At 68.2% G+C, this 8331-nt stretch carries 9 protein-coding genes, 2 tRNA genes and 1 pseudogene; 7 read left to right on the top strand and 5 right to left on the bottom strand.

All coding sequences use genetic code 11. The features are described 5' to 3' along the window. On the top strand, positions 1-1177 hold a 1177-nt coding region (locus Q0C81_RS12415; RefSeq protein WP_291838233.1), incomplete at its 5' end, for an MATE family efflux transporter. On the opposite strand, the gene Q0C81_RS12410 is transcribed toward Q0C81_RS12415, so the two are convergent. After that, positions 1143-1532 carry a VOC family protein gene (locus Q0C81_RS12410; protein ID WP_291838229.1) on the bottom strand — a complete coding sequence of 130 codons (390 nt, stop codon included), beginning with the start codon at positions 1530-1532 and terminating at the stop codon, positions 1143-1145. The genes Q0C81_RS12415 and Q0C81_RS12410 overlap by 35 nt on opposite strands. 143 nt (positions 1533-1675) lie before the next feature. On the opposite strand from Q0C81_RS12410, the pseudogene metG reads away from it, so the two are divergent. The 3 genes and pseudogenes from metG to Q0C81_RS12395 all read left to right on the top strand — a co-directional run bounded on the left by metG (position 1676) and on the right by Q0C81_RS12395 (position 4525). Continuing rightward, positions 1676-3371, top strand: a pseudogene (gene metG, locus Q0C81_RS12405) (methionine--tRNA ligase). An 80-nt stretch (positions 3372-3451) separates the two neighbouring features. Then, the gene (locus Q0C81_RS12400; protein WP_291838226.1) at positions 3452-3850 is read left to right on the top strand and encodes a lysozyme inhibitor LprI family protein; all 399 of its coding nucleotides are present in this window, start codon (positions 3452-3454) and stop codon (positions 3848-3850) included. A 30-nt stretch (positions 3851-3880) separates the two neighbouring features. Beyond that, positions 3881-4525: a lysozyme inhibitor LprI family protein gene (locus tag Q0C81_RS12395; RefSeq protein WP_291838223.1), complete on the top strand. Its 645-nt coding sequence runs from the start codon at positions 3881-3883 to the stop codon at positions 4523-4525. A gap of 3 nt (positions 4526-4528) precedes the next feature. Here the strand turns inward: Q0C81_RS12395 and Q0C81_RS12390 are convergent, their stop codons facing one another. Genes Q0C81_RS12390 through rlmB form a run of 4 tightly spaced genes read right to left on the bottom strand, consistent with a single transcriptional unit; the run spans position 4529 to position 7767 of the window. Then, positions 4529-5653 carry a glutathionylspermidine synthase family protein gene (locus tag Q0C81_RS12390; RefSeq protein WP_291838220.1) on the bottom strand — a complete coding sequence of 375 codons (1125 nt, stop codon included), beginning with the start codon at positions 5651-5653 and terminating at the stop codon, positions 4529-4531. Further along, positions 5653-5982 (bottom strand): hypothetical protein, encoded by a 330-nt coding sequence (locus Q0C81_RS12385; RefSeq protein WP_291838217.1) that lies wholly within the window; start codon positions 5980-5982, stop codon positions 5653-5655. The genes Q0C81_RS12390 and Q0C81_RS12385 overlap by 1 nt, the downstream gene beginning before the upstream one ends. A 2-nt stretch (positions 5983-5984) precedes the next feature. Continuing rightward, the gene (locus Q0C81_RS12380; protein WP_291838214.1) at positions 5985-6824 is read right to left on the bottom strand and encodes a TerC family protein; all 840 of its coding nucleotides are present in this window, start codon (positions 6822-6824) and stop codon (positions 5985-5987) included. 31 nt (positions 6825-6855) lie between these two features. Next, positions 6856-7767: a 23S rRNA (guanosine(2251)-2'-O)-methyltransferase RlmB gene (gene rlmB, locus Q0C81_RS12375; RefSeq protein WP_291838211.1), complete on the bottom strand. Its 912-nt coding sequence runs from the start codon at positions 7765-7767 to the stop codon at positions 6856-6858. Between the two features lie 149 nt (positions 7768-7916). On the opposite strand from rlmB, the gene Q0C81_RS12370 reads away from it, so the two are divergent. The 3 genes from Q0C81_RS12370 to Q0C81_RS12360 form a co-directional block, all read left to right on the top strand. Further along, positions 7917-8000, top strand: a tRNA-Tyr gene (locus Q0C81_RS12370). Positions 8001-8077: 77 nt separating this feature from the next. Then, positions 8078-8151: transfer RNA gene (locus Q0C81_RS12365), tRNA-Gly, on the top strand. Positions 8152-8211: 60 nt separating this feature from the next. Beyond that, on the top strand, positions 8212-8331 hold a 120-nt coding region (locus tag Q0C81_RS12360; RefSeq protein WP_291838236.1), incomplete at its 3' end, for a GTP-binding protein.

Below are 8331 nucleotides of genomic sequence, written 5' to 3'. Positions count from 1 at the left end.
GTCCTCGGTAGTGCTGACCACGGCGGTCGGGCTGATGATGGGGGTGCAGATCCTGACCGCCCGCCTGCGCGGCGAGGGACGGCATGCCGAGATCGGCGCTGTCCTGAGGCGCGGCGTCGTCTATGCGATGCAGATCGGCGTCGCCGCCATGCTGGCCCTGGCGGTGTTCGGGCCGTGGGTCATGCAGAACGTCCAGTTCGGCGAAGGCCTGGGCGAAGGCGCGTCCGGACCGCTGGTGGTCTTCGCCCTGTCGATGCCCGCCTATCTGATCTCGATCGCCGGGCAATTCTTCCTGGAGGGGCTGTCCAAGCCCAAGCCGGGGATGTGGGCCATGTGGGTGGCCAACGGCGTCAACATCGGCCTGAACCTGCTGCTGGTGCCCGATCTGCTGGGCCTCGGCGTGGACGGGGCTGTCGCCTCGGCCTGGGCGACGTTCGGCGCCCGGACGGCGCTGGCGGTCTTCCTGGTGATCTACATCCTGCGCCTGCCCGAGGCGAAGACCTGGAACCTGTGGGCCAAGCCGGCGCGCGACCGCGCGGTCGAACGCGAACAGGTCAAGGTCGGCCTGGGCGCCGGGGCGTCGAACTTCATCGAGGTCGGGGCCTTCGCGGCCATGACCCTGATCGCCGGCATGCTGGGGACCAACGAGACCGCCAGCTGGGCCATCGTGATCAATATGTCGGCGATCGTCTTCATGCTGCCGATGGGACTGTCGTCGGCGACGGCGGTGCTGGTCGGACGGGCGTACGGCGCACAGGACCGGGCGGGCGTGATGCGCGCCGGCCTGGCGGGCATCGGCGTGGTCGCGGTGCTGACCCTGATCGTGGCCCTGGTCATCTGGCCGACGGCCACGGTGGTGGTGGGCGCCTATACGGCCGATCCGGCCCTGATCGCCATCGCCGGACCGGCGCTGGTGCTGGCGACCCTGTTCTTCGTGGCGGACGGCATCCAGGTCGTGGCGGCCCAGGCCAACCGCGCCGCGGGCGACGTCTGGTGGCCGACGATCATGCATTTCCTGTCCTACGGCGCGATCATGATGCCGCTGGGCTGGGTGCTGGCGCACAGGATCGGCGTGGACGGACTGGTGTGGGCGGTGATCATCGCCAGCCTGGTCTCGGGCGCCCTGCTGGCGGGGCGGTTCCTCAGGGTCGCGCGGCGGCTGCCGCACGTTCTGTGAAACGCAGCGTGTTGCCGTCCGGGTCGTCGACGTAGAATTCGCGCGTGCCCCACGTCTGATCCAGCGGACCCTGGTGGACCGGCGAGTCCGGCTTACCCGAAGGATCAAGGCCGCGCGCCCGGAACGCCTCGAACAGGGCGTCGACGCCGGCGACCTCGACCACGATCGCCTGCCCGAAGACGCCGTCGCCCCGATGGCTGGACAGGTTCAGCACCTCGCCGTCCCGGGTCAGCCAGGCGAACCCGGGATCAGACAGTTCGGACCACTCGCGCCGGACCTCGAAATCCAGCACGCCGGTGTAGAAGCCGACGGAGCGGAGGATGTCGCTGCATTTGACGGTGGGGATGATGGCCATGGGCGGGAGCGTAAGCGTCGTCCCCGATCGGGTCGAGGGACGGGCGGCGAGGGTCGAGGCGGGGCGGGAACGGGTTGCGAAATCCGGCTGCACTCGCCACTAACCACTCACCGCGACCCTCGCTCCTCGACCCTCAGGCCCCAATGTCCCGCATCCTCATCACCTCGGCGCTGCCCTACATCAACGGCATCAAGCATCTGGGGAATCTGGCGGGTTCGATGCTGCCGGCGGATGTCTACGCCCGCTTCAAGCGCGCGCAGGGCCATGAGGTCCTCTACATCTGCGCCACCGACGAGCACGGCACCCCGGCCGAGCTGGCCGCCGCCGCCGCCGGGCAGGACGTGCGCGCCTATTGCGACGAGCAGCACGAGATCCAGAAGGCCGCCGGCCAGTCGTTCGGCCTGAGCTACGACTGGTTCGGCCGCTCCTCGAACGATCCCAACCGCCGCCTGACGCAGCACTTTGCAAAAGTGCTGGAGGAACGGGGCCTGATCGAGGAGCGGGTCGACCGGATGATCTATTCCGTCGACGACGCCCGCTTCCTGCCGGACCGCTATGTCGAGGGGACCTGTCCGCACTGCGCCTATGAGAAGGCGCGCGGGGACCAGTGCGACAACTGCGGGCGGCTGCTGGACCCGACCGACCTGATCAATCCCTATTCGGCGGTCTCGGGCTCGCGGAACCTGGAAGTGCGCGACACCCGTCACCTCTATCTGCTGCAGACCAAGCTGGAGCAGCCGATCCGGGACCAAGACCGACTGGCAGACCCTGGACAAGTCCATCGCCTACAAGCACCTGGACGAGGGCCTGATCGACCGGGGCATCACCCGCGACCTGAAGTGGGGCGTGCCGGTGGTCGGGCCTGACGGCGGGCCGCGCCCGGGCATGGAGGGCAAGGTCTTCTACGTCTGGTTCGACGCGCCCATCGAATACATCGGCGCCACGGAAGAGTGGGCCGACGCCAACGGCACGACCTGGCGCGACTGGTGGAGGACCGACGAGGGCGCCGACGACGTGCGCTACGTCCAGTTCATGGGCAAGGACAACGTCGCCTTCCACACCGTCAGCTTCCCCGCGACGATCCTGGGCTCGGGCGAGCCCTGGAAGACGGTCGACACCCTGAAGGCCTTCAACTGGCTGAACTGGTACGGCGGCAAATTCTCGACCAGCCAGAAGCGCGGCGTCTTCATGGACCAGGCGCTGGAACTGCTGCCCGCCGACTACTGGCGCTGGCACCTGACCGCCTATGGCCCGGAACACTCCGACGCGGCCTTCACCTGGGAGCAGTTCCAGTCGACGACGAACAAGGACCTGGCCGACGTGCTGGGCAATTTCGTCAACCGGATCGTCAAGTTCACGGAGTCGAAGTTCGAGGGTGTGGTGCCCCAGGGCGGCGCCCTGACCGAGGTCGAGCAGTCCTTCCTGGCCCAGCTGAAGGGCGGCATCGCGGAGGCGACGGCCAATCTGGAGGACATGGAGTTCCGCAAGGCGGCGCAGTCGATCCGCGCCCTGTGGGTGCTGGGCAATGAGTATCTGCAGGTCGCGGCGCCGTGGACGGCGTTCAAGACCGATCCGGAACGGGCCGCCACCGCCACCCGCTTCGCCCTGAACCTGGTCGCCCTGTTCGCCCGCCTGGCCGCCCCGGTCATCCCGGCGTCGGCGGAGAAGATCGCCGCCAGCGTCGGCTCGACCGACCTGTCGTGGCCTTCGGCGGATGAGGACCTGCTGGCCGCCGTGCCGGTGGGCCGGCCGGTCGCCGCCGCCAGCGTCCTGTTCGCCAAGATCGAGGACGAGCAGGTCGCCGAATGGAGCGCGCGGTTCGGGGGCGCGGAGGGCTGATATCGTCCGGCGTCGCTTCGATGCATTGACCTTGGGGCGGCTCACCGGCGATCGTGCGGGACGTCTGAGGAAGTGTTCGAATGCCCTTGCTTGCCATTCTTCTGTCAGTGGGCGTTTTCGCCGTTCAGGATCCGCAGGACGCCTGCGCCGATGTCGGCGGCCAGCTTGAAATGACCAGCTGCTACGCGGACGTGCGCGACCGAGCGAAGGCCGAACAGGGCGTGATCCTGTCGCGGATCAACAGGGCGCTGGATGCTCTCCCGGCGGATCATGGCGTTGAACCACGGGAGGCGAAACGGGCGTTCAGCGAGGCTCAGTCCCACTGGAACGCGTTCGCCACAGCCGACTGCGGGGCCGGCGAGGCCCTGTTCGGCGACGGCGGCGCCTTCGCCCTGGACTCTCTGGATTGCGAGATTACCCACCTTGAAGACCGCAATCGCCAGCTTCGCGATTTCGAGAGCAGATATCTCGGCCGCTGATTTTCCTGGTTTGCCCGTTGGAGGTCGCTCGTGATCACGATTGTCGCCCTGGCCCTTCTGGCTTCGCAGGATGGTCCCTCCTTCAACTGCAGCCGCGCCACGACCCCATCCGAGCACGCCATCTGCGCCGATCCGGCGCTGGGGCGGCTGGATCGGCGAATGGCTGACCGCTACGCCGCCGTCCGCCGCGCTCTACCGGTGGGCGCCCGCACCGCGCTGACGCAGGATCAGCGATGGTTCATCGGCGCCCGCGACGAATGGCAGGAAAACAGCACGCGCGGCGGTTTCCGGGACTTCTCCGATCTGGCGGAGCGCATGCGGGGACGGGTGCAGTTCCTCGACAGCCTGCAGACCCGTCCGGCCGCCGGACTGGAGGGGGAGTGGCGCAACGTGGCGGGCTCCGTGGATATCCGGCGGCTGGAGAAGGGGCAGCTTCTGGTCGAGCTCAACGCCGCCCATCCCGTCAATGCGCGCTGGCTCTGCGACGTGTCCGGCACGGGACGGATCATCGACAATGCAATCACGATCAACGCCGACGACGGGTGGCGGATTCGGGTATCGTTGCGCGGCGGCCATCTGAATGTGGAGGAACTGGCCCCTGGCGGCCAGGGCGGCTCTCGCCCCTATTGCGGGATGAACGGCCACGTCGACGGGTCCTATTTCCTGACGCGTTGAGCGTCAGCCCTCGATCACATGCGGCACGAAGCGCGCCGTGTTTCCCGTGATCAGTCCCGCCTCCCTCACGCCGATGCCGACGGCTGCGCCGTCGACGATCCAGCTGCCGATGACCGGGTGCTGGCCGTCGAACTCGGGCAGGTCGTAGAGGCGCTGCCAGACATAGCCCTCGCCGCCGTAGTCGCCGCCGGTGGCTTCGACCACCTTGCCGTCCCTGACGATGGAGATGTTGGCGCCCTCGCGGGCCAGGATCGGCTTGCGCGCATGGTCGCCGGGCAGGGCCTCGAACGAGGCCTCCAGCAGGTTCGGATGATGGGGAAACAACTCCCACAGGATCGGCAGCAGGGCCTTGTTCGACCAGATCATCTTCCAGATCGGCTCGATCCAGACGGTCGGCGAATGGACGATGCGCGAGCCGTATTCCTCGTTGATCAGCCATTCCCACGGATAGAGGTGGAACAGGGACCGGATCGGCGCGCCTGTGGCGTCGGCGAAGCGCAGGCCGGTCCATTCGATCTGGTCGATGGGCAGGGCGATGCTCTGGACCCCGCCTTCGCGGGCGACGTCGCGCATATAGGCGACGGTGACGGCGTCCTCGGCCGCGCCTTCCTCGGCCCAGGTGAAGTGGACCGGCTGCGGCAGGGCGGGGGCGATCTCGGCCCAGCGGGCGATCAGGGCGTCATGGATGCCGTTGAACTGGTCCCGGCCGGGGAAGACCGCCTCCAGCCAGTCCCACTGGATGACCGAGGCCTCCAGCAGGGAGGTGGGGGTGTCGCAGTTGAACTCGAACATCTTGGGCGGCGAGACGCCGTCGTAGCCCAGGTCGAACCGGCCGTGGTTCAGCGCCGGCGGCTCCTCGTCCCAGGCCTTGCGGATCAGGGGGACGGCGAAGTCGGGGATGCCGAAGCGGTGGAACAGGTTCTGGTCGATGATGTGCTGACCGGCGGCCAGGCACAGGGCGTACAGCTCTTCGGTGGCCTGCTCGATCTGGCGGACTTCGCGGCGGCTGAAGCGGTAGCAGGCGGCCTCGTTCCAGTAGGGCAGGTCACCGGCGGTGTGCCAGACGAGGCCAAGGGCTTCGACCCGCTCGCGCCAGTCCGGCCGGGGCGCCAGCGGCAGCCGGTCCATCAGCCGCCCGAGGAGCCGCGCGCCGAGGCGCCGAAGCCGCTGCGGTCGGGGGCGGTGTAGCTGCCGCCCGAGGCCTTCTTGCCATAGGCCGTGCTCGCCAGCGCCGCGGCGCCGAAATACCAGAGAGCGCCGCCGCCCGCGCCGCCGCTGCGGTGGCAGTTCTGATCCGGGATCCGCGCGCCCGTCGGATCGGTGCAGATGCGGGTGGTCGCCTGTTGCTGCGGCGGTTGTTGTCCGCAGGCGCTGATCGACAAGGCCGCCGCCACGCTGGTGGCGAAGGACAGCTGGCGCACGGCGGCGTTCAGTGGCGTTTTCGGAGTGGCGGTCATGCTCAGGCCGCCGGAACCGTCAGTGGCGGCGGCAGATCGGCCGGGGTCGCCCCGGGTTGGGTCATGCAAATCCGCAGCTTGTCGCCTTCCTCGGCCTTGCAGTATTTGGCCACCTCCTTCGGCGTGATCTGCAGGAAGGCGGGGATGGCGGCGTTGTGCTGGGCCAGGTTCAGGGTGCGGACCACGGTGGCGCGGTAGCCGTCCCAGATCATGTGCAGCGCGACGTACAGGACGATGACCAGGCCCAGGTAGCCGATCCAGCGGAAGCGGTGCAGCAGCTTGGCGATATAGGTCGCCGCCACGCCCATCAGGCCGATCGACAGGACCAGGCCGAAGACCATGATCCACGGATGCTCGTGGGCCGCGCCGGCTACGGCCAGCACATTGTCCAGCGACATGGTGATGTCGGCGATCATGATCTGGACCAGGGCGGCGCCGAAGGTCTTGCGCTTCAGGCCCAGTTCCTCGGGCGACGGACCCTTGCCGTGCTCGATGCTCAGCGCCAGCTCGAGTTCCTTCTCGGCCTCGGCCTGGTCGTGCGTCGCCTGCTCGCGCAGTTCACGCCACATCTTCCAGCACACCCACAGCAGCAGCAGGCCGCCGGCCAGCAGCAGGCCGATCAGCCCCATCAGCCAGCCGGTGATCAGGGCGAAGCCGATGCGCATGACCACGGCGGCGATCAGGCCGATCAGGATCGCCTTCTTGCGCTGCTCCTGCGGCAGGGCGGCGGCGGCCAGGCCGACGGCGACGGCGTTGTCGCCCGCCAGCACCAGATCCATCATGACCACCTGGCCCAGGGCGGTCGCCTGCGAGGCCAGTTCGGGAGAGCTGAAGAATTCCATTTCCGCTCTCTAGCGTCGGTGCGGCATCCTGTCAGCCGCCCTGTTTGCGTACCGCTTCATAAAGCGCGATGGCGGCGGCGTTGGAGACGTTCAGGCTCTCGAAACCGCCCGGCATGGGGATCCTGGCCATGGCCTCGCAGTGTTCGGCCACCAGCCGGCGCACGCCGTCGCCCTCGGAGCCCATGACCAGCACGGTCGGCTGGCCGTCCAGGGCCTGTTCCAGCGTCAGATCGGCCGAACCGTCCAGACCGACAGCCCGCCAGCCCAGGTCGGCCAGCTTTTCGAGTGCGCGCGACAGGTTGGTCACCCGGGCGCAGGGCAGGCGTTCGGTGGCGCCGGCGGAGGCCTTGGCCAGCGCGCCGGCCAGGGCGGGGGAATGGCGGTCCTGGACCACGATCCCCCTGGCTCCGAAGGCCAGGGCGGAGCGGAAGATGGCGCCGACGTTCTGCGGGTCGGTCAGCTGGTCCAGCATGACGATGACGCCCGAGGCGTTCTCGGCGATGTCCTCCAGCGCCACGCCCTCCAGCGGCGAGACCTTGAAGGCCAGGCCCTGGTGCACGGCGCCGGCGGGCAGCATGCGGTCCAGCGCCTGCGGCTCGATCACCTCGACCTTGTGGCCGTGCGGAGCCAGACGGTCGCGCTCGATCTCGGCGGCGCGGTCCGGCGTGGCCAGCAGCCGGCCCATGCCCTTGCGGGCCGGATTGGCCAGGGCGGCCAGCACGGGATGACGGCCCCAGACGAAATTATCGGCGTCCGCCTTGGCGCGCGAACCGCGCGGGGCGGAATCACTGAAGGTCTTCGCGGGCGGATTGGGGTTCCATCCGCCGCGATCGGGTCCGCCCTTGCCGGCGGCCTTCGGGCCGTCGAAACGCCCGCCGGGCTTGCCGGAAGGGGCCGTTTTCTTGCCCGATTTCCGGTCGTTGCGTTCTGGATTTCTCGACACTATAAGACGCCCTCCGATTTGGAGCCCTGAGGGCTTTCGGGTCTGGCGCACCTCCTAAAGCAGGCGACGCAAGACCACGAGAGACTTTGTTGCGCCGGGGGTCGAAAGACCGTCGTCGCGAAGGTTCCGGCGGTTCGAAAAGCGCGTTTGGGGGAATGTCCCGAGCGGCAAAGGGGGGGGACTGTAAATCCCCTGCGTAAGCTTCGCAGGTTCGAGTCCTGCTTCCCCCACCACGCGCTTTCGAAACGACGGACGGGACCCCATATCGGGTCGGCGGTCGAGGGTCTTTCGGACCTGAGGCCGTCTCCGTGCGGGTATAGTACAATGGTAGTACAGCAGCCTTCCAAGCTGAGTATGTCGGTTCGATTCCGTCTACCCGCTCCAAGGTTTTTGATCAGCATCGCGCCCCTCCGCTGACGGACCCGGGCCACAGGAGTTTTGGCCATGGCCAAGGAAAAGTTCGAACGCACCAAGCCGCACTGCAACATCGGCACGATCGGTCACGTTGACCACGGCAAGACGACGCTGACGGCGGCGATCACGATGACGCTGGCGAAGGCCGGC

It is taken from the genome of Brevundimonas sp. (genome assembly GCF_023259385.1).
Lineage (GTDB): Bacteria > Pseudomonadota > Alphaproteobacteria > Caulobacterales > Caulobacteraceae > Brevundimonas.
The sequence above is the reverse complement of the archived record's forward strand: the minus strand, read 5'-3'. Positions and strand labels throughout refer to the sequence as shown.

Bases quoted from the DNA above. Each gene is read 5' to 3' on its own strand.
- Q0C81_RS12410 (WP_291838229.1), bottom strand. From the start codon at position 1,532: ATGGCCATCATCCCCACCGTCAAATGCAGCGACATCCTCCGCTCCGTC.
- Q0C81_RS12400 (WP_291838226.1), top strand. From the start codon at position 3,452: ATGCCCTTGCTTGCCATTCTTCTGTCAGTGGGCGTTTTCGCCGTTCAG.
- Q0C81_RS12390 (WP_291838220.1), bottom strand. From the start codon at position 5,653: ATGGACCGGCTGCCGCTGGCGCCCCGGCCGGACTGGCGCGAGCGGGTC.
- Q0C81_RS12385 (WP_291838217.1), bottom strand. From the start codon at position 5,982: ATGACCGCCACTCCGAAAACGCCACTGAACGCCGCCGTGCGCCAGCTG.
- Q0C81_RS12380 (WP_291838214.1), bottom strand. From the start codon at position 6,824: ATGGAATTCTTCAGCTCTCCCGAACTGGCCTCGCAGGCGACCGCCCTG.